Source organism: Paenacidovorax caeni, assembly GCF_001298675.1.
GTDB lineage: Bacteria > Pseudomonadota > Gammaproteobacteria > Burkholderiales > Burkholderiaceae_C > Paenacidovorax > Paenacidovorax caeni.
The window spans coordinates 26,099-45,704 of sequence record NZ_CYIG01000030.1 but is presented as its reverse complement, the minus strand read 5'-3'; the positions used below and the strand labels follow the sequence as shown (position 1 = coordinate 45,704).

Sequence of the window (19,606 nt, the reverse complement as noted above, 5' to 3'; positions counted from 1 at the left end):
TGGGGAGAATAAATGAAAGCCAGGGTTGATTTTTCCAATACATTGTGTGGGTTTGCGGCCTTGGCTGTTGTTGTATCTCATTAGGATGGTGCTGCAACGCCAGCAGGTGGCGGGCAACTCGGCCACGGCCAAGGCCCTGGACTACAGCCTCAAGCGCTGGACGGCACTTACGCGCTTCGTCGATGACCCGCAGTTGCCGCCCGATAACAACTGGATCGAGAATCAGATCCGGCCCATTGCCCTTGGGCGCTCGAACTGGTTGTTCGCCGGCAGCTTGCGCGCGGGCCAGCGGGCGGCCGCCGTGATGAGCCTGATCCAGTCAGCGCGCATGAACGGGCATGACTCGTATGCTTACCTCAAGGATGTGCTGACCCGGCTGCCCACGCACAAGGCCAGCCAGATCGGAGAGCTGCTGCCGCATCGCTGGCAGCCCACCGACCTCTGATCGTCAGCCATAGCCGCCAATAGCGGTCAACATGGGTTTGCCGTGCGCTTACCATCCGCACCCAGCAACCCAAAGACAAGAACAAGCTGTATGCCATGCACGCACCGGAGGTCGAGTGCATTGGCAAGGGCAAGGCCAGGAAACCTTACGAGTTCGGCGTGAAGGTCAGCGTGGCGGTAACGCACAGGCAAGGGCTGATGGTGGGCGCACGCAGCTTTACCGGCAACCCCTATGACGGCCACACCTTGGCGGAGCAACTCGAGCAGGTAACGATCCTGACCGAAGACACGGGCCGCAGCCCCAAGCAGGTGGTCGTCGATTTGGGCTTCAGAGGGGTGGATGCACACAACCCGGACGTTGAAATCATCCACCGGGGCAAGTTCAAAAGCCTCACCTCAGCGCATCGGCGCTGGCTCAAGAGAAGGCAAGCGGTAGAGCCTGCGATAGGGCACTTGAAACACGACAACGGCATGGATCGGTGCTGGCTCAAGGGATCCATGGGCGATGCGTTGCACGCGGTGCTGTGCGCAGCCGGCTACAACATCCGCTGGCTGCTGCGGGCGATCGTGCGTTTGAGCCTCGAGGGGCTTTTTGCGCCCCTGCTCGCACGACTGTGGATCTGGGCTGCGGCGCTGGCTATGGCCACGCAGGCGCGCAGAACCCGCTGTGGATCGCTGGGTTGGATGTTGCGGTGAATTTTGCAGGGCCGACTAAATAGCCCCGCCGCAAGGCGGGGGAGGCAAACTACGAACTCAACCGGGGACTTGCGCGTTTTATGCAGGGCGGACTATCGAGGCCAGGCCAGGAATGCCGCGCCTGACGATGCAGTTTGCGCTGGGCCATCCGGGTATGGCGCCCAGGCAAGAATCCTGATAGGGTGCGCCTGGTGCGGCGCCGAAGGGGCCGCCGTGAGGCATGTACAAACCCGCCTTGGAGGCGAAGCAGGCGGGTGGAAAGCAGATTGGCGAAAAGGCGTTTACCTCTGACGTGGCGTCGGGTGGGTCCACTGAACGGGGTGCAGTCTGCCCTGACCCGGGCCAGTTTCAATTTATCATGCCGTACAGCACGTCTTCCCGGTCTCCCCATTCATTGCAGGTGTTATTTCCGTAGATTGTTACGGATTTGTCCTGCATTTGCGCGGCAAGAAGCATTGCATAGATTGACTTGCCTTTAGCCGTGCTAAGGTTAATGGCCCATTGATTATTATTGCCACATCCTGGCGAGCCCGTTTTGGTGCCAGCAGTGAAGAAGAGGAAATTACTGGAGTTCACGATCATCGTAGTCACCTTCCCCGTCGAAGTGCCTGCGTGTGCGTGGCCAATAATCATCGTGGATGCGATGGCAATAAGCAAATATTTGATGTTTTTCATGATGATCCTTTGTTAATCAAAGAGGAGATTCAATATCGGAATGATGCTTGGCATGCTCTTTTCATGGCTGACGCTAAGCGTGGTGCCTGAATATGATGAATATCCATAAATAGATATATAGTACACACCTGCTTGTGGGACCGGAATCGAGCAGCTTTCATTGTTTCCGCCTAGCAAGGGGCGGCAATCATATTCAGCCAATGTCGGGGCGGCGCCATACCTGACATACAGATCCGCATCGCCTGTGCCGCCACTGATCTGGATAAGCAGATTCTTGGCACCGTATGGGACAGAGACGCTGAAATTCTGCATGCTATATTGCGTGCCAGACAAGTTCGTTTGGAGCAGGGGGGTCACACTGCGCGCCGAACCAGATTTTTGGAAGACTGCGGTCACGGTTGTGTTGGCGTTGATCGTAAACACGCATGTTCCCGTCCCTGTGCAGGAACCCCCACTCCAGCCAACGAAAATACTATCCGATGCCGGCGTGGCCGTGAGTGTGACAATGGAACCTACGGCAAGGCTCTCGTTGCAAAGGGATCCGCAATAGAGTGTTCCGCCGGTGCGCGCAACCGTTCCCGTACCGTTGCCTACATTCGCGACAGACAGTGCCGCCTGAGGCGTATAGGCAAACGTGGCGGTCACGCTCTTGGCTGCGTTCATTGCCACCGAGCAACTTGTTGCGCTACCCGCACACGCGCCGCTCCACCCCGTAAAGGTATGGCCCGCACTGGGAGTCGCTGTCAGCGTGACACTGGTTCCCGCGGGGTAGCTTTCCGAGCAATCGCTTCCGCAATTGATGCCGCTGGGGGAACTGGTCACTGTTCCGGTGCCTGTTCCGGATTTTGCGACTGACAAGGTATAAAACGTACCACCCCCCAGGACATTCACTGCAGCCGCCACATTGATGCGCGGCTTGGAAATGCCATTGCGGTAATCGACAACAGGTGTTCCTGTTGAGGTGAGTGCAGATAACACTGAATCAACCGATGACGCGGGTGATTTCTGTTTCAGCACAGCCCAGGCCCCGGCCACATGGGGCGCCGCCATGGATGTGCCGTTCCAATTGCCGTAACCGCCATAAGGGATGGGCGCGTAAATGAGTGAACCAGGCGCAAGCAGATTCAGGAACGATGCAGAATTGGAATAGCATGCGACCGAGTCGATTGCAGATGGAGGCGCGCTACTACATGAACCAAGTGTGTAGCCCGCGGCATCCCAGGTGGCGCCAACGCTGACGGCGGAGGAAATGCATCCGGGAGCGCCCATGCTGTCGGTATATCCATCGTTTCCGGATGAAATTACCGTGGCAATGCCATTGGACCGCAAGGTATCAATAATGGCCTTTTGCGAGCTGTTGGCGGCGTCGCAGTTTGCGGAATATCGCCCGCCTCCCAGGCTCATATTCACAGATGCAATATTGTAGGAGGCTCTTAGTGCGTTTACTCGCTCCAATCCCCTGATCTGGTCGGAGGTCCAAGTCAGTGCGCATGCCGACCCTCCGCAAGAGGGATGTGTAGAAGGGAACGCGGAAAAAACCTGTATTGCGATGATATTCGCGCCTCGCGCCACCCCCTGCGCACCTGCCGCGATGCCTGCGACATGGGTTCCGTGGTCACATTCGCTAGGCGCACAGACGCCGCTCGCATAAGGCATGGCGGAATTGGCGGCGGTGGATTCATTGCCCCCGCCCGGGCAAATGGATTGGCTTGTGGCGTTGCTTGTCGAATAGCAGGCTTCCGAGACAACCCGGCCGGCCAGGTCCGGGTGGTTCTTATCCACACCGGTGTCGAGAATGGCCACGGTCTGGCCGTTTCCACTGTAGCCGTTGAAACTACCGCCACTGAGGCCCACCAGTGGAACGCTTTGGGCCAAAGTGGCTTTCGCGGCCCTGTCCTCCTCAATGGAAATGACCTCCGTCATTTTGGTGAGTTCATCCAGCTCGGCTTCTGTAACCTCCAGCCCCATGAACGGGATGGTGCTGAACGGTTTGGGCTGGCGGTTTGACTCCGCGAGCAAGGGGAGCTTGGAAAGTACCGTTCTTTGAGCGGCAGCGATTTCCGACCGCTGTGCAGCTTGTTCCGCTTGTTCCAGTTTGCCTTCGGGGGCAAATGGCACCCTGATGCCCACGATGACCCGCACCGTGCCGCTTTCCTTGGCCTCGCTCTTGAGTGCAGAGAGGGTGGCCGTGATATTCGAGTCCCGTGTAGCCGATAACGGAGCGGCTTGCGGGTTGCCCAGAATGATGCGCTCGGCGGACAAGGCTTGAGAGCCGGTGAATGCCGCGCCCGCAATGATGGCTGCTTGCAAGGGTCTCAAAAGGCATTTTCTTATATTCTGGATACATTGCATGATTGTGGCCCTACATGTATTTGCAAATTACATCGGTGCAGAACGAATGACCTTTTGGTCGCCTCTTCTGGGTCAGATGGGAAAATCGGATATTTGAATTCTGGGAGATATTGGTGTTGGTGCAACACCCCATGCCGCCTGAAAAGTGGTGCACCTGGCTCTCGATCGTTAATGTAACAAAAAATTCGAACTGCGCCGAGATATGGTGGTGTTGGGGCATCAAGGGCACATGCCGGCTTTCGGTTTCCGCAGGGCGGGGGGGAGCGGAAGCCTCCCTTATCGTGGGAGACGCGTGGGCCGGATCTGCCAGCGCGCCAGGCACAGCAGGGTTGTGGCCGTCATGTACTTGGCCACACTGAGCCAAGAATTGAAAATGCGTGACTCGCCCACCAGACGCATGTTCATAGAGACTGGTACTTCCATGATGCATAGCCCGGCGCGGCGCGCCATGAGCAGTGCGCCGAGGTCCTGGTGGTCCAGCAGGGTTGCCTCGCGTGAGGCCAGGACGGCCATCGCGTCGCGGTTGTACAGGCGGAATCCCGAGGTGAGGTCGCGCAGATCAAACCCGGCGAGCTGGCGAAACCAGTGCCAGGCCAGCTGGCGCAGTCGGCTGGCGCGTTCTGGAAAGGCGCCAATCACCAGGTCGGCCTGGTCTCTTGCATTCAGCAAGGTGGGAATTTCGTCGACTTCATGTTGCCCATCGGCGTCCATGGTGATAACAGCCTGGTAGCCATTGCGCAAGGCGTAGCGGATGCCAGCCTGCATACCGCCCCATGCACCCACGGGCAGTACGGGGGTGAGTACCCGCGCACCAGCGGCCTTGGCGATGGCACCTGTGTCATCGGTACTTTGGTCGTTGACGACCAGCACGTCATGCCAGCCTGCTGCGCTGAGGCTTTGCAGCACGCTGCCTATGGTGGCTGCCTCGTTTCGTGCGGGAATGACGATGAGAATCTCTTTGCTTGAGCGAGAGGGCAAGGGGTCTGGCAGCGCGAGTGCGTACTGACCTGCTATGCGCCGTGCGCAGGCGGCCATGGAGAAGTGTTGCTGTAGGGCTTTTTGGCCAGCGCACCCCGTGCGGGCGCGCAACGTGGCGTCGTTTTGCATCTGGGCGATGGCGGTCTGCCATGCTGCCACGTCTTCCGGTGGGGCGAGCAGGCCAGCACCTGCCGTGCGCACCACCCAGGGCATGCCAGAGCCTTCAAGGTCAGAAACGATGCAGGGCTTGGCGTGTCGCATGGCTTCGAGAATTGCGATGCCGAAAGCCTCGGTGCGCTCGCGTGATGCGAGGCAAAAAACGTCGCATTGGGCTAGCAGCGCATGTTTCTCTTCGTCGTCCACATTGCCCAGGAGGCGAATTTTGCAGGGGCCATCGGCCGGTTGGCTGGCGTCAATCAGGGCCTGCAGTTGACCACGCAATTCACCTTCGCCAATGATGAGAAGTTGCACATTTGGCAGGGGGGCCGCTGCCTGAATGAGAGTTTCAAACCCCTTGTAGTAGGTGAGTCGGCCAATCGACAGCAGACGCAATGCGCCGTGGTGCCAGTGGGGTGTGTCTGCGGTTGCCGTGTCTGGTCGGGTGTCCACATTGCCCAGGCCCAGCGGTACGACAGCGCAGCGGTCATGCCAAGCCCGCAAGGGCTCACTGTATTGCAGATAGGGGGGGGAGGTGACGACGATGCGCGCAGACCGTCGCAGTAGGGCTTGCTCAAATGGCCGGTAGAGCCGGTATGCGAGCGCGACAGCAAAACTGATCTTGGAAACCACCACGTCGGAATGCCAGTGCACGACCCACGGCACCTTGTGCGCGCACACAAGGGTTAGCACCCACAAGGCAGAGTTATTCGGCATGTGCAGGTGCAAGACGTCTGGCCGGAGTTGGCGTATGGCGCGACTCAGTGCGCGCCTGAAGCCCAGTGCGATGGGGGCATAGGTCACGTTGAATTGCACCGGAACCCGCGTCAGCCAGGCTGGGTCGCCTGGCTGGGGCGTGCCATGCACCAATGCGTGGGCCTCGATGCCCTGGCGTTGCTGTGCGGCAATGAGGTCGGCCAGGACGACTTCCATGCCGCCGCGGTGCGGGGGGAAGAATTTGCCCACATGGAGTACGCGCATGGGATGCAAAGCGCTTCAGCGCCGGGGTGTAGGAGGAGGAGATGCCAGTTGGTTTCTGACAGCACGGTATTGGGCGTTGCGGGGATCAAGGGCAATGGCCTGATCCAGATCGCCCAGTGCGCTGTCGCGCTCCCCCCGGTTGTAGTGCACCATGGCACGCCCGTAGAAAGCGAGCGCAGAGGGGGACCGTGCAATCAGCTTGTCCAAGAGCTCCATGGCTTCGGCGGATTGGCCCGCGCGCCCGAGTGCAATGCCCAGTTTTAGGCGGAGCTCGGTGTCATTCGGGTTCCGGGCCAGCAGGTCGCGGTAGTCATCGATGGCGATCTTGAATTGCTGTGCTGCCTGAGCAGCCTCGGCACGCCGTTGCCGGATCGTTGGTTCCAGGTGGCGGTTGATCGGGTCCGCGTCGAGCTGTACCAGCGCGTTGCTCAGGTTGGTCAGTGCGTGGTCAATTTGGCCCAGGGCCAGTTGAGATTCGCCGATATGGTAGGTCAGCGCAGGGCTGCGGTTGCCCATGGCTTGGGCGGCTGCGAGGTATTTCAAGGCTTCCAGATGCTGGCCTTTGTGCTGCAGCGTGGCACCCATGTTCAGATTGGCCATGGCCCCTATGCCGCCCAAGTCATTCAGCAACAGCGCGGTCTTGAAATTGCGTTCAGCCTGGTCAAAAAGCCGTTGTTGCAGGTAATAGTTACCGAGGTTGTTGAATGCGCGGCTGCGCCCCACGGCATTGGCGGGTGCGTCGAGGGCTACCTTCTCCGTTGCGTCTTGCCAGGCGGTGCCTTCGTCTTTCAGCGACCAGGCCCTTTCAAAAGCCAGGGCACCCAGCATCAACCCCAGAACGATGCCCAGTATGTAAATAGTGCGGGGCTTGAGCCCCGTCATGACAATGGCCAACAAGCCTGGCAGTGCCACCGCCCAAAGGTAGCTGCGGTAAAGCACGAACGGATCCTGAATCCATACCGTAGAAAACTCGGTGACATACCACAGGACCGGGAACAGTGTGAACAAGCCCACGGCAGACCAGATGTCTCGCCGCTGCAGCAAAGCCCAAAGGGCGGCTACCCCCAGGCCGACATACAGCAAGGCACCGGCCAGGTGCCAGGGCGAGGTGAAACCCAGAGGAAAGGGAGGGCGCAGGTCGACAGACATCCAGCCTGCATAGGGCAGCACCCAGCGCACGCCATAGGCGATGAATAGCGCGGCCTCGTTGAGGATGCTCAAGGGATAAATCGTTTCAGAAATCCCGGGGCGAATGGCTTCCAGTTGCTGAACGAAGGCCATCGATTGGCCGTCGAAAGGTTTCCCAATCAGATGGCCGTAAATCTGAAAAAATGCTGTGGCCGCTAACGCCGAGATGGCCAGAGCGATGGCGGTGGCAATAGCCAGTGTTTTTTTATTCGGGCGGCGGATAAAGATGTAGATCGGCACCATCAAGGAGAGGGTGGCCAGCGCATATTCCTTCGAGAGGATGGCAAAGACAAAGGCACAGGCTGTCAGGGCAATCCATCCGGGCTTTCTGGATTCAAGCCAGCGCACGAAGGCCCAGCATGCCACCACGGAAAAGAGCGTGGCCATCAGGATGGAGCGCTGGATCAGGTATGCCACGGCATAAACGGCGACCGGGTTGAGCGCAAAAATGACCAGCGCAACCTGGCTGGCGGCGCTGCGCGAGGCTGTGAAATGCGGTAGCGCAGCGGTGTCCTCGGAAAACTGCGCATGACTGAGGATGCGACTGACCAGGGCTTGAATAGCGAAGATGTTGGCCAGGTGGATGGCGATGTTAAATAGCCGCTGCTTCCACCAACCTTCGCCAAAAATTCCATCGATCCAAACAAAGCTCCCGTAGGAGAGCATGCGCTGCTTGAATTCGGTCAGGCTGCCATAGCCCGAGAAGATGGTTCCGTTTTTGAGCAGGTTGTCGTCAAAAAGCAGGGTGTTTTGCAGACCGGGAAGGTAAATTCCCAGCGTCACAACAACCAAGAAGAGGGCGAACCCGTAGCGCGCCTGGAAAAATTGCTTCATCGTAAGCGTTGGCATTCAGTGGTTGGGATGCCCCGCAGAGGGCTTGGCGAAGGGGCGATGGTACCGCCGGAGTGTGACGTGAAATGCCGCAGGATGTGGAAGTGGTCTTCAAAGAAGACCTCCTCCAGCGCCGCCACGTCATGTAAGGGAACCCAAGTGGCCTGTGCTGCATCGTCTCCGCCTCGCACTGCGGGCTGGGGCAAATCGTCAGAGAGCACGAAGTAATGCGCATGCGTGATGGTGCGCCCGCGCTGGCTGCGGTCCGGGTGGTCGAACACGGTGACCTGTTGCAGCGCGGCGCGCCAGGTGGCCTCGGGCAAGGCGCAAGCGGTTTCTTCCGCCAGCTCGCGCAGGCACGATTGCCAGAGTGTGTCGCGTGGCTCGAGGAATCCACCGGGCAGAGCCCACAGGCCTTTGCCCGGGGCGTGGGCGCGGCGTATCAGCAGCACATGGTTCTGGCTGCGCACGACGGCATCGACGGTGACGAAGACCGGGGGGTAGGGCGCGCCCGCCCAGGCAGCGCGGTAGCCGCGCAGTGTCTGCCATTCCTCTTGCAGCACCAGATAGCCAGGTTGGCGGGCGAACTGCGCCAGCAGCGCTTGTGTTGCCGGGGGAATGTCCGCCGCAAGGGGCGCGATTGCGGCGGCGATGGTCTCGGGCGTGGCGCCGAAGTAGGCGTCGCGGATCGTGGTGGCGTCGATGCTGCCTTGGCGCTCCATGCGGATCAGCGGCCAGCCGGGAAAGGCATGCAGGTAATCGCTGCTGGCGTCCTTGAAGTGGCCCACGAGCCCAATGCTCGCCTGGGGTGCTGTGTGGCGCGCCACTGTCTCGCGCACGGTCTGCGCCCAGACCGGCTCGTCGTAGCAGTCGCGCACGGGCAGTACGGTCAGGCGTGCGGCATCGTGCGCAGGCAGGGCGTCGCGCAGCATGGCCGCGCGTTCCTGCCAGGTGAAGGGGTTCTTGGCGGAGCGCGCCTGGTAGGCCGATCCGACGATGGCGATCGCGTGGTGCGCGCGCGCGAGCGCCTCGCGCAGCAGGGCGACATGGCCGGCGTGAACCGGCTGGAAGCGGCCGATGAGGATGGCGGCGTCGTACATGGGCGCGCTCGTTGCTATTGAAAAAAGAGCTGCTAGCGCTTGCTGGAAGGGCGCTAGCGACCGATTTCTTCTTAAAGTCCTGCGGCGGCGCGCAGCGCGGCGGCCTTGTCCGTCTTTTCCCAGGTGAATTCGGGCTCCTCACGGCCAAAGTGGCCGTAAGCCGCCGTTTTGGCGTAGATCGGGCGCAGCAGGTCAAGCATCTGGATGATGCCCTTGGGGCGCAGGTCGAAGTGCGCCGCCACCAGCTTGGCGATCTCTGCGTCGGGAATCACGCCCGTGCCTTCGGTGTAGACCGTGATGTTCATGGGGTGCGCCACCCCAATGGCGTAGGCCACCTGGATCTGGCACTGGCGCGCCAGACCGGCGGCGACGACGTTCTTGGCCACGTAGCGTGCGGCGTAGGCGGCGCTGCGGTCGACCTTCGTCGGGTCCTTGCCGCTGAACGCGCCGCCGCCGTGCGGGCAGGCGCCGCCGTAGGTGTCCACGATGATCTTGCGCCCGGTCAGGCCGCAATCGCCCTGCGGCCCGCCGATGACGAAGCGGCCCGTGGGGTTGATGAGGTACTTGGTGTCCTGCAGCCAGGCCGAAGGCAACACGGGCTTGATGATCTCCTCGATGATGGCTTCGGTGAAGCTGGCCTTCATCTTGGTGGCCGTCTCGCTCTGGTCTGGGCTGTGCTGGGTGGAGAGCACCACGGTGTCGATGCTGTGCGGCTTGCCGTCCACGTAGCGCATCGTCACTTGCGACTTGGCATCGGGGCGCAGGAAGGGCAGGCGGCCGTCCTTGCGCAATTGGGCCTGGCGCTCGACCAGGCGGTGCGCGTAGTAGATGGGCGCGGGCATCAGCTCGGGCGTTTCGTCGCAGGCGTAGCCGAACATCAGGCCCTGGTCGCCAGCGCCGGTGTTCAGATGGTCGTCGCTGGCGTGGTCCACGCCCTGGGCGATGTCATTCGATTGCTTGTCATAAGCCACCAAGACCGCACAGCCTTTGTGGTCGATGCCGTACTCGGTGTTGTCGTAGCCGATGCGCTTGATGGTGTCGCGCGCCACCTGGATGTAGTCGACGTGGGCGTTGGTGGTGATCTCGCCGGCCAGCACGACGAGGCCGGTGTTGGTCAGCGTTTCGGCCGCTACGCGCGAGCGCGGGTCTTGTTCAAAGATTGCGTCGAGGATGGCGTCCGAGATCTGGTCTGCGACCTTGTCGGGATGGCCCTCGGAGACGGATTCGGAAGTGAAGAGAAAGTCGTTCGCCATTTGTGAATAAACTCCGGTGTTCTGGCATTTGGGGCGTTGCCCTCGGCCTTTGGAGCTTTGGCGAACGCTTTAGCAGTGTTTTTTACCGTCGCCCTGCAAGTTGCTCAGTTAACTCAGCGACCTTTCTATTCTAATGCCAACGCTGTTGCGCCTCTTCTCCGTGCTGCCTTTGTGGCTGCTCCATGGCCTGGGCTGGACTATGGGGTGGCTGGTGTTCGTGCTTTCGCCCCGCTACCGTCACCGCTTCGTCGAGAACGCGGCCCGCGCGGGCTATGCTTTTGCCCAGGTGCGGGCGGCCGTGGGGCATGCCGGGCGCATGGCCGCCGAGCTGCCGCGCCTGTGGCTGGGCGAGCTGCCCGCATGCCGTTTTGAGAACGCGGAATGTGTCGAGCGTGCCTGGGCCGCGGGCAAGGGCATTGTTTTCCTGACGCCGCATATCGGCTGCTTCGAGCTGTCCGTGCAGGCAGCGGCGCAGCGCTGGTCGTCTGTGCATGGACCGATCACCATTCTTTACCGGCCGGCGCGTCAGCCCTGGTTGGCGCGGGTCATGCGCACTGCGCGCAACCGCCCCGGTGTGCAGGCCGTGCCCACCGAGCTGACGGGCGTGCGCCGCATGATCAAGGCGCTGCGCCGGGGCGAAGCCGTGGGGCTGCTGCCTGACCAGGTGCCGCCGCAAGGGCAGGGCCTGTGGGCCCCTTTTTTTGGCCGCGATGCCTACACCATGACGCTGGCCGCCCGGCTGGTGCAGCAGACCGGTGCAGCCGTGGTGTTGGCGCGTTGCGAGCGCGAGCCCTGGGGGCGGGGCTACGTGCTGTATCTGGAGGAGTTGTCGGTGCCCCTTTCTGAATCGTTGGACGCTGCCGTGTTGCAGATCAACCAGGCCATGGAGCGCGTCGTGCGCGCCTGCCCGGCGCAATACCTGTGGGGCTATGCGCGCTACAAGCAGCCGCGCGGCGAGGCCAAGCCATGATGTCGCGTCTGGGCGTCTGGCTCATGCGGCGCATGGCGGTGCTGCCGCTGCCGGTACTGCGTGCGCTGGGATGGCTGCTGGGCCAGCTGCTGTACGTGCTGGCCGCACCGCGCCGCCGCATTGCCTTGCGCAATCTGGAACTGTGCTACCCCCAGGCCAGCGCTGCGCAGCGCCGCGCCTGGGCGCGCGAGACCTTTGTGCGCTTTTGCCAGGCCTGGCTCGACCGCAGCTGGCTCTGGTCGGCACCGCAGGCCGTAGTACGCGCGCGGGTGCAATTGCACGGTGCGCTGCATGAGCTGGAGGGCGATGCGCCCACCATTTTGTTTGCGCCGCACTTTTACGGCATGGATGCAGGCGGGCTGGCGCTGCCGCTGCACACCACGCGGCCATTCACGTCAATCTTCTCCACGCACCCCGATCCGGTGGTGGACGCCTGGTTCATGGCGGGGCGCCAGCGTTTTGGCGACGTGCGCATGCTCAACCGTGCCGATGGCGTCAAACCCATCATCGCCAACCTGCGCAAGGGGGGATTGCTGTACCTGCTGCCGGACATGGACTTTGGCCGCAAGGAGTCCATCTTCGTGCCCTACTTCGGCGTGCCGGCGGCCACGGTGCCCTCGCTGTCGCGCTTCGCGCGCCTGGGGCGGGCCAAGGTGCTGGGCATGTACACGCGCATGACCCCTACGGGCTACGTGGCAGAGATCACGCCGGCCTGGGAGGGCTTCCCGACCGACGACGTGGACGCCGACACCGCGCGCATGAACCGCGAGTTGCAGGCCGTCATCGACACCATGCCGGGCCAGTACTACTGGGTGCACAAGCGCTTCAAGACGCGGCCTGAGGGTGAAGCGTCGGTTTATTGATGTTTTTGGCCTCTAGCCCTTGAGGGGCGAGCGCTAGTAGCTATTTATTTTGGAGCAAAAAGCGGCCCAGCTCCTGTGCCACGCGGGCGGGCTGCTCATGCACGATCCAGTGCGATGCACCCTCGGCGGGCCGCAGCTGCAGTTCAGGCACCCAATCCGGCAGTCCATCAAGCAGGCCGGGCAGCAGTGCGGGATCGTCCATGCCCCAGAGCACCAGCGTCGGCACGGATACCGTGAGCATCTCTGGCGGCAGGGTCAGCGCCATCACGCTGTCGTCCCCGGGGCGCGGTGGGCGCAAGGGGCTGGCGCGGTAGTAGTTGCAGGCACCCGTAAGACCCTGCGCCCACAGGTCGCGGTACTGCGCGCGGACGGCGTCGGTCAGCCAGGCCGGGGGCTGGCCCGCAGGCGTGTCGAAAAAGCCGAACAGGCGTTGGTAACCGTTGGCGGACAACAGGGCTTCGGCATCCGGGCGGCACAGGAAATGCATGTACTGGCTTGCATCCTGCTGCGCCGGGCTGTGCTGCAGCTCGCGCAGGAACGCGCCGGGGTGGGGCGAGTTGATGATGGCCAGGCGCTCCATGCATTGGGGCTGCTGGTTGGCCAGGTTCCAGGCCACGGCGCCGCCCCAGTCGTGGGCCACCAGCGCGGCCAGTGGGGCATTCGGACTTTCGAGGGCAATCAGCGCGGCAAGGTCGCGCACCAGGTGCTTGGCGCGGTAGGCCTCGACCTCGGCGGGGGTGCTGGAGCGCCCAAAGCCACGCAGAAAGGGGGCCACGCAGCGGTAGCCACCGTGTTCGGGGCGGGCGAAGTGGGCCAGGAGTTCGTCCCAGATGAAGGCGCCCTCGGGAAAACCGTGCAGAAACAGCAGCACGGGGCGGCCCGGTGCGCCGCTGGCATGGCAGTGCAGGTGGATGCCGTGCGGCAGCGGATGGACGATGGATTCGATCATGGCGCTATGCTTTCAGGAGCTTCTAGCGCACATGGAGTGGGCGCTCAGCTGGGTTTTGATGGGGAATCAGTGTCCGCTTCGGCTTCGGCTTGGGCTTCGGCGGCATTCACTGGCACGTCGCCGGCCTGGGCGCCTGTGGGGTGAGACCACTGCCACAGCAGCTCCGCCACCTCGTCCACGCCTTGCCGTTTCAGCGCGGAGAACATCTTCACCTCGCCGCCGCCTGCTTGCAGTCGCGCGATCGACAGTGCTTTGGCCTGCTCCGCGCGGGTGAGCTTGTCGGCCTTGGTCAGGAGCACGAGGAACTTCAGGCCCTCTTCCACGCGCGGACGCACGACTTCGAGCAAGGCTTCGTCGAGCTCGGTCATTCCCAGGCGTGGGTCACACAGCAGCACGATGCCGGTCAGGCCCTTGCGGCTTACCAGGTAGTTGGCCATGACCTGTTGCCAGCGCTGCTTGTCGCTGCGCGACACGGCAGCGTAGCCATAGCCTGGCAGGTCGGCCAGCACTGCGTCCATCTGGCCCTGCTTGCCCAGGGCGAACAGGTTGATGTGCTGCGTGCGCCCTGGCTTCTTCGAGGCGAAGGCCAGCTGGCGCTGCTGGGTCAGGGTGTTGATGCAGGTGGATTTGCCCGCGTTGGAGCGGCCCACGAAGGCGATTTCGGGCACCTCGACGGCAGGCAATTGGTGCAACTGGGCGGCCGTGGTGAAGAAACGGGCCGTGTGCATCCAGTTCACGGCCAATTTGGCTTGCGAAGTGGGCGTAATCGAAGCCGCTTTAGATGCAGCGCAAAGCTTGGTCATGGAAGATGGAGGTGCTGTAATCCCTCATTGTAGAATCGCGCAGATTTTTGCTGACATAACCAGACGTCCCTCGATATGAAGTTGCTCGCCTCCCTGCTGACGGCTGCCGTGCTGGTAGCTCCCGCTTTCCCGGTCTTTGCGGCAGATCCCGCACCCGCCAAGCCTGACTTGGTCAAGGGCGAGGCCAGCTACTCCGCAGTCTGTGCCGCCTGCCACGGCGTGGACGGCAATTCGTCGGTCGTGACCCAGCCGAGCCTGGCGCAGCAGCATCCTGAATACCTGGTCAAGCAGCTGCAGGAATTCAAGTCCGGCAAGCGCGCCGATCCCATCATGGCTGGCATGGCCGCCATCCTGTCCGACGAGGACATGAAGAACGTCAGCTACTGGCTCGCGTCCCAGAAGGCCAAGCCGGGTGCCGCCAAGGACAAGGAGCTCGTCTCCCTGGGTGAGCGCATCTACCGCGGCGGCCTGCAAGACCGCCACATCGCTGCCTGCGCAGGCTGCCACAGCCCTAATGGCGCTGGCATTCCGGCGCAGTACCCGCGCCTGTCAGGCCAGCACGCTGACTACACGGTGACGCAGCTGGTCGCTTTCCGCGACGGCAAGCGCGCCAACAGCGCCCAGATGGCGGGTGTGGCAGCCAAGATGAGCGACCGTGAAATCAAGGCCGTGGCCGATTACATTGCTGGTTTGCGTTAATTGATATAAATCAACGTTTCGGGCGCTGCAGTCATCGGCCCCGGAACCTTTCGCCCACGCACAACCCCAAAAAGGGCGGGCCCATCGCAAAAGATGGCCCCGCCTTTTTATTTTGGCCTCCGCCATGACCGACTCCACCCACGGCCTACGCATCCAATCCCGTTCGCAGGCGCTGCGCGCTGCCGTGGAGCTGCTGTCTTCGATGCGTTTTGCCATCGCGCTCTTGACGGTGATCTGCATTGCCTCGGTCATCGGCACGGTGTTCAAGCAGCAGGAGCCGGTCAACAACTATGTGAACCAGTTCGGCCCCTTCTGGGCCGAGCTGTTTCTGGCGCTCAAGCTCAACGCTGTCTACAGCGCCTGGTGGTTCCTGCTGATCCTGGCCTTCCTGGTCGTCAGCACGTCCCTGTGCATCGCACGCCACACGCCCAAATACCTGGCCGATCTGCGCAACTACAAGGAAAACATCCGGGTGCAGAACCTACAGGCCTTTCACCACAAGGCCCAGGCGGACCTTGAGGGCGAAACTGCCGAAGTGGCAGCGCGCCGCATCGGCGGCATGCTGGTGGGGGGCGGCTGGAAGGTGCGCCTGCAGCAGCGCCAGACGCCGCAGGGCGAGGGCTGGATGGTGGCCGCCAAGACGGGGGGCGCACACAAGATCGGCTACATCGCTGCACACAGTGCCATCGTGTTGATCTGTCTGGGGGGGCTGCTCGATGGCGACCTCATCGTGCGCGCGCAGATGTGGCTGGGCGGTAAGACGCCCTACGCGGGCGGCGGACTGATTTCCGAGGTAAAGCCTGAGCACATCCTGTCCGAGCGTAATCCCACTTTCCGCGGCAATCTGCTGGTTGCCGAAGGCACGCAGTCGAGCACGGCCATCCTGGCGCAGTCCGACGGCGTGCTGCTGCAGGAACTGCCTTTTGCCGTGGAGCTGAAGAAGTTCATCGTTGAGCACTATTCCACCGGCATGCCCAAGCTCTTCGCCAGCGAGGTGGTGATCCACGACAAGGCGACGGGCGAGCAGGTGCCCGCGCGCATCGAGGTCAACCATCCTTTCGGCTACAAAGGCATCGAGATTTACCAGTCCAGCTTCGACGATGGCGGCTCCCTGGTAAAGCTGCGCGCCGTACCCATGGCAGCGGGCGTACAGCCTTTCGACGTGCAGGGCACGATTGGCGGGCAGACGCGTCTGACCAGCGACGAGGCCGGCCAGGCGCTGACGCTGGAGTTCACCGCGCTGCGCACCATTAACGTGGAGAACTTCGGCGATGACGGCACCAGCTCCGGCGCCGATGCGCGCAAGGTTGACTTGCGCTCGTCCATCGACGCGCGCCTGGGCGCGGGCAATAAGACCGTGAGCAAGAAGGAGCTGCGCAACGTCGGGCCCAGCATCAGCTACAAGCTGCGCGACGCGGCGGGGCAGGCGCGCGAATTCCACAACTACATGCTGCCCGTGGACATGGGGGACGGTGGGTCTGTCTTCCTGCTGGGTGTGCGCGAGACCCCGGCCGAGCCTTTCCGCTACCTGCGCGTTCCTGTCGATGACCAGGGCAGCATGCAGGGCTTCGTGCAGTTGCGCGCCGCGCTGAACGATCCCGCCCTGCGTGAGCGGGCTGTGCGCAACTACGTCGGGCGTGCAGTCGATGGCACGCGCAAGGAGCTGGCCGAGCAGCTCACCCTCTCGGCGCAGCGTGCCCTGGCTCTGTACGCCGGCGGGCGCGGCGAGGACGGCAAGTGGCGCGGCGGCTTTCCGGCGATTTCCGATTTCATGGAGGCCAACGTGCCTGAGGGCGAGCGTGAGCGTGCTGGCGAGGTGCTGGTGCGCATCCTCAATGGTGTGCTGTACGAGTTGGCGCAGCTTGCCCGCGAGCGCGCAGGCCTGGCGCCCATGGAGCCTGGTGCGCAAACCCAGACCTTCATGACGCAGGCAGTGTTTGCGCTCAGCGATGCCCAGATCTACCCCGCACCCATGGCGTTTGAGCTGCAGGACTTCAAGCAGGTGCAGGCCAGTGTGTTCCAGGTGGCACGTGCCCCTGGCAAGAACGTGGTGTACCTGGGGTGTGCCTTGCTCATCCTGGGCGTCTTTGCCATGCTCTACGTGCGCGACCGGCGCATCTGGGTGTGGCTGGCGCCGCAAGGCGGCCGTACCCACGCCACCATGGCCCTGTCGTCGAACCGCAAAACGTTTGACGGCAACCGGGAATTTGCCCAGCTCAGCCAGAAACTCATCGGCACCCCGCCACCGTCTTCACCGCCAGGAGCCTCCGCATGAACACCGCGACCACCACCACGCTGACCCTGAATGAAGGCTATTTCGCGCGCCGCAACGGGTTTGATTGGCTGTTCGCCGTACTCGTCGTGGCGGGGGGGCTGTGGGCGCTGCAGCGCTACGGTGCGTACATGGACGTGTACGAGAAGGGCATTCTGCTCGGCTCCATTCCCTGTGCCATCTGGCTGGGATGGTTCTGGCGCCCGCTGTCGGTGCTCATGCTGGGGGTGGCCGCGCTGTCGCTGCTGGCTGTGGGCCTGTACCAGCAGGACGGTGCGGGCAGCCTGGCGCGCGCCGACACCGTGTTCGGGCTCAAGTACTTCCTGTCGAGCCAGTCCGCCATCCTCTGGATGAGCATGCTGTTCTTCATGAGTACGCTTTTCTACTGGATCGGAATGTTCACGCGCGGCAGCCAGGGGCAGGGCAGTGGCGAGGTGATGGCGTTGATCGGCTCGCGCCTGGCCTGGGTGGGCGTGACGTTGGCGCTCATTGGCACCATGGTGCGCTGGTACGAGAGCTACCTGGTCGGCCCGGACGTGGGCCACATCCCGGTGAGCAACCTCTACGAGGTGTTCATCATGTTCTGTTGGATGACGGCGCTGTTCTACCTGTACTACGAGCAGCACTACGGCACGCGCGCGCTGGGTGCCTTCGTCATGCTGGTGGTCAGCGCGGCGGTGGGCTTCCTGCTGTGGTACACGGTGGTGCGCGAGGCGCACGAGATTCAACCGCTGGTGCCTGCGCTCAAGAGCTGGTGGATGAAGCTGCACGTGCCGGCCAACTTCATCGGCTATGGCACCTTCGCGCTCGCGGCCATGGTGGCGTTTGCCTACCTCATCAAACAGCAGGCTGGCGAGACGCGCTGGTACAAGCTCGCGCCGCTGTGGTTGCTGGGCGTGGTGCTGTGCTTCGAGCCGATCGTGTTCCGCCAGGGGGCGGCCGATGGCGGCAGCAGCTACTGGATGGTGTACTTCGGCATCTCGGCGTTGATCGTGGGCGGCATCCTGTTGGCGCGCAAGCGCATTGCGGCGCAACTGCCGGGTTTTGAGATCCTGGACGACCTGATGTACAAGTCGATCGCCGTCGGGTTCGCTTTCTTCACGATTGCCACCGTGCTGGGGGCGCTCTGGGCGGCCGAAGCTTGGGGCGGCTACTGGAGCTGGGACCCGAAGGAAACCTGGGCGCTGATCGTCTGGCTGAATTACGCCGCTTGGCTGCACATGCGCTTGGTCAAGGGGCTGCGTGGCACGGTGTCGGCGTGGTGGGCGCTCACGGGGTTGGTGGTGACGACGTTCGCTTTCCTTGGCGTGAACATGTTCCTCTCGGGCCTGCACAGCTACGGCACCCTGTGAGGCATGTCCCTCGGCAATAAAAAGGCCCTGCAGTGCAGGGCCTTTTGTTATTCTTTTGATAGCTGCTAGCGCTTTCTGGATAAGGGCTAGGGCCGTATTTTATTAAATGTCTTAATTGCTGCCTTGATCAGGCCGCCTGGGCCGGGCGCAGCGGCGCGCGCATCTGGCGCGTTACCGGGTCGATGTGGCCCGTGGGGATTTGGTAGGCCCGCTCGTCGAACAGATCAATGCCGCAGGGCAGGTTTTCCAGCCAGTCGAAAAAGGCGTTGATGGCGGGCTTGCCCAGGATCGGTGCGCCGTGCTGCGGCACGAGCATGGCAATGTCGAGCTGCCGCGCCATGCGCACCCACAGGCGCAGGATCTTGTTGGAGACCATGTAGCGGCGATGGAAGCCTTCCATGCGCGGGATGTGTGCCGCCAGGTCCGTCACGGGCACGCGCGCTTCGGCACCGGTGGTGAGCGACACGCCCAGGTCGCCGGTGAAGAGGATACGGCTCACCGGGTCGTAGAAATGGAAATTGCCTTCCGAGTGCATGAAGTGCGCGGGCAACAGCACCAGTTCATGGCGCCCCAGGGGCAGGTGACCGCCGCTGTCGGGCACGCCGATCACGCGGTTCTCGGTCTTGCCGGCTTTGGTGAAGTGGGGGGCAAAGCGTTCCCAGATGCGCGAGATCACCAGGGTGGCGTTGGTGCTGGTCAGCCAGCGGTCGAGCGAGGCAATGATGTCGGGGTCCGCGTGCGAGGCGATCACGTACGAGAGCTTCTGTGGCGAGAAGTAGCGCCCCATGCCCATGAACAACTCGTTGAATGCCAGGTTGCCGCCCGGATCGATGACGGCGCCGGTGTCGCCGTCGACGATGAGAAACTGGTTGGCCTGAATTGCCTGCCCGTCCTCTTCAATGAGGTCGGTGAACATCAGGCAGGCGTGGTTGCTGTCGCGGTAAAGCTCAATCGGGGCCATGGTGCGGGAGGAAGCGCAAGAATGACCCTAATGTATGACAAGCATCAAAAGTTGATTTGATGCGAGTCAATCGAAGCCCGGGT

At 62.4% G+C, this 19,606-nt stretch carries 14 protein-coding genes and 2 pseudogenes; 7 read left to right on the top strand and 9 right to left on the bottom strand.

Annotated elements, in window-relative coordinates:
- Positions 1 to 85 precede the first annotated feature (85 nt).
- Both BN2503_RS12600 and BN2503_RS12595 read left to right on the top strand, forming a co-directional pair.
- A pseudogene (locus BN2503_RS12600) lies at positions 86 to 445 on the top strand (IS66 family transposase); the annotation flags it as partial.
- A 41-nt stretch (positions 446 to 486) separates the two neighbouring features.
- Positions 487 to 1,140, top strand: a pseudogene (locus BN2503_RS12595) (transposase); the annotation flags it as partial.
- Between the two features lie 348 nt (positions 1,141 to 1,488).
- Here the strand turns inward: BN2503_RS12595 and BN2503_RS20075 are convergent.
- From BN2503_RS20075 to metK, 6 genes are all read right to left on the bottom strand, one after another.
- Positions 1,489 to 1,815: a hypothetical protein gene (locus tag BN2503_RS20075; RefSeq protein ID WP_139235476.1), complete on the bottom strand. Its 327-nt coding sequence runs from the start codon at positions 1,813 to 1,815 to the stop codon at positions 1,489 to 1,491.
- 12 nt (positions 1,816 to 1,827) lie between these two features.
- Positions 1,828 to 4,125, bottom strand: a complete 2,298-nt coding sequence (locus BN2503_RS19425; RefSeq protein ID WP_074930358.1) for a S8 family serine peptidase — start codon at positions 4,123 to 4,125, stop codon at positions 1,828 to 1,830.
- 318 nt (positions 4,126 to 4,443) lie between these two features.
- Positions 4,444 to 6,282 (bottom strand): glycosyltransferase, encoded by a 1,839-nt coding sequence (locus tag BN2503_RS12590; RefSeq protein WP_054257009.1) that lies wholly within the window; start codon positions 6,280 to 6,282, stop codon positions 4,444 to 4,446.
- Between the two features lie 15 nt (positions 6,283 to 6,297).
- Positions 6,298 to 8,304, bottom strand: a complete 2,007-nt coding sequence (locus BN2503_RS12585; RefSeq protein WP_054257008.1) for a tetratricopeptide repeat protein — start codon at positions 8,302 to 8,304, stop codon at positions 6,298 to 6,300.
- A complete protein-coding gene (locus BN2503_RS12580) occupies positions 8,301 to 9,401 on the bottom strand; it encodes a bifunctional nicotinamide-nucleotide adenylyltransferase/Nudix hydroxylase (protein WP_054257007.1) in 1,101 nt (366 codons plus the stop codon). The genes BN2503_RS12585 and BN2503_RS12580 overlap by 4 nt, the downstream gene beginning before the upstream one ends.
- A gap of 71 nt (positions 9,402 to 9,472) precedes the next feature.
- A complete protein-coding gene (metK, locus tag BN2503_RS12575; RefSeq protein WP_054257006.1) occupies positions 9,473 to 10,654 on the bottom strand; it encodes a methionine adenosyltransferase in 1,182 nt (393 codons plus the stop codon).
- Between the two features lie 133 nt (positions 10,655 to 10,787).
- Here metK and BN2503_RS12570 point away from each other — a divergent pair, with 133 nt between their 5' ends.
- Positions 10,788 to 11,624 carry a lysophospholipid acyltransferase family protein gene (locus BN2503_RS12570; protein WP_054257005.1) on the top strand — a complete coding sequence of 279 codons (837 nt, stop codon included), beginning with the start codon at positions 10,788 to 10,790 and terminating at the stop codon, positions 11,622 to 11,624.
- Positions 11,621 to 12,487: a lysophospholipid acyltransferase family protein gene (locus BN2503_RS12565; RefSeq protein WP_054257004.1), complete on the top strand. Its 867-nt coding sequence runs from the start codon at positions 11,621 to 11,623 to the stop codon at positions 12,485 to 12,487. Before BN2503_RS12570 ends, BN2503_RS12565 begins: the two co-directional genes overlap by 4 nt.
- A gap of 40 nt (positions 12,488 to 12,527) precedes the next feature.
- Here BN2503_RS12565 and BN2503_RS12560 read toward each other — a convergent pair whose 3' ends face one another.
- Together BN2503_RS12560 and yihA are read right to left on the bottom strand one after the other, a co-directional pair.
- Positions 12,528 to 13,436 carry an alpha/beta fold hydrolase gene (locus BN2503_RS12560; protein WP_054257003.1) on the bottom strand — a complete coding sequence of 303 codons (909 nt, stop codon included), beginning with the start codon at positions 13,434 to 13,436 and terminating at the stop codon, positions 12,528 to 12,530.
- A 44-nt stretch (positions 13,437 to 13,480) separates the two neighbouring features.
- Positions 13,481 to 14,239, bottom strand: coding sequence for a ribosome biogenesis GTP-binding protein YihA/YsxC (yihA, locus tag BN2503_RS12555; RefSeq protein WP_054257002.1), 759 nt, complete (start codon positions 14,237 to 14,239; stop codon positions 13,481 to 13,483).
- A 75-nt stretch (positions 14,240 to 14,314) separates the two neighbouring features.
- Between yihA and BN2503_RS12550 the strand changes: the two genes are divergently transcribed.
- The 3 genes from BN2503_RS12550 to ccsB all read left to right on the top strand — a co-directional run bounded on the left by BN2503_RS12550 (position 14,315) and on the right by ccsB (position 18,562).
- On the top strand, positions 14,315 to 14,938 hold the full coding sequence (locus BN2503_RS12550; RefSeq protein ID WP_054257001.1) for a c-type cytochrome: 624 nt from the start codon (positions 14,315 to 14,317) through the stop codon (positions 14,936 to 14,938).
- Positions 14,939 to 15,062: 124 nt separating this feature from the next.
- Positions 15,063 to 17,213 (top strand): cytochrome c biogenesis protein ResB, encoded by a 2,151-nt coding sequence (locus BN2503_RS12545; RefSeq protein WP_054257000.1) that lies wholly within the window; start codon positions 15,063 to 15,065, stop codon positions 17,211 to 17,213.
- Positions 17,210 to 18,562: a c-type cytochrome biogenesis protein CcsB gene (gene ccsB / locus BN2503_RS12540; protein WP_054256999.1), complete on the top strand. Its 1,353-nt coding sequence runs from the start codon at positions 17,210 to 17,212 to the stop codon at positions 18,560 to 18,562. The genes BN2503_RS12545 and ccsB overlap by 4 nt, the downstream gene beginning before the upstream one ends.
- A gap of 127 nt (positions 18,563 to 18,689) precedes the next feature.
- On the opposite strand, the gene BN2503_RS12535 is transcribed toward ccsB, so the two are convergent.
- On the bottom strand, positions 18,690 to 19,523 hold the full coding sequence (locus BN2503_RS12535; RefSeq protein ID WP_054256998.1) for an oxygen-binding di-iron domain-containing protein: 834 nt from the start codon (positions 19,521 to 19,523) through the stop codon (positions 18,690 to 18,692).
- Positions 19,524 to 19,606 lie beyond the last annotated feature (83 nt).

Coding starts and splice junctions, on each gene's coding strand:
- BN2503_RS12550 (WP_054257001.1), top strand. CDS start 14,315: ATGAAGTTGCTCGCCTCCCTGCTGACGGCTGCCGTGCTGGTAGCTCCC.
- BN2503_RS12565 (WP_054257004.1), top strand. CDS start 11,621: ATGATGTCGCGTCTGGGCGTCTGGCTCATGCGGCGCATGGCGGTGCTG.
- BN2503_RS12590 (WP_054257009.1), bottom strand. CDS start 6,282: ATGCGCGTACTCCATGTGGGCAAATTCTTCCCCCCGCACCGCGGCGGC.
- BN2503_RS12585 (WP_054257008.1), bottom strand. CDS start 8,304: ATGAAGCAATTTTTCCAGGCGCGCTACGGGTTCGCCCTCTTCTTGGTT.
- BN2503_RS12560 (WP_054257003.1), bottom strand. CDS start 13,436: ATGATCGAATCCATCGTCCATCCGCTGCCGCACGGCATCCACCTGCAC.
- BN2503_RS12535 (WP_054256998.1), bottom strand. CDS start 19,523: ATGGCCCCGATTGAGCTTTACCGCGACAGCAACCACGCCTGCCTGATG.
- BN2503_RS12580 (WP_054257007.1), bottom strand. CDS start 9,401: ATGTACGACGCCGCCATCCTCATCGGCCGCTTCCAGCCGGTTCACGCC.
- yihA (WP_054257002.1), bottom strand. CDS start 14,239: ATGACCAAGCTTTGCGCTGCATCTAAAGCGGCTTCGATTACGCCCACT.
- BN2503_RS12545 (WP_054257000.1), top strand. CDS start 15,063: ATGACCGACTCCACCCACGGCCTACGCATCCAATCCCGTTCGCAGGCG.
- metK (WP_054257006.1), bottom strand. CDS start 10,654: ATGGCGAACGACTTTCTCTTCACTTCCGAATCCGTCTCCGAGGGCCAT.
- BN2503_RS12570 (WP_054257005.1), top strand. CDS start 10,788: ATGCCAACGCTGTTGCGCCTCTTCTCCGTGCTGCCTTTGTGGCTGCTC.
- ccsB (WP_054256999.1), top strand. CDS start 17,210: ATGAACACCGCGACCACCACCACGCTGACCCTGAATGAAGGCTATTTC.
- BN2503_RS20075 (WP_139235476.1), bottom strand. CDS start 1,815: ATGAAAAACATCAAATATTTGCTTATTGCCATCGCATCCACGATGATT.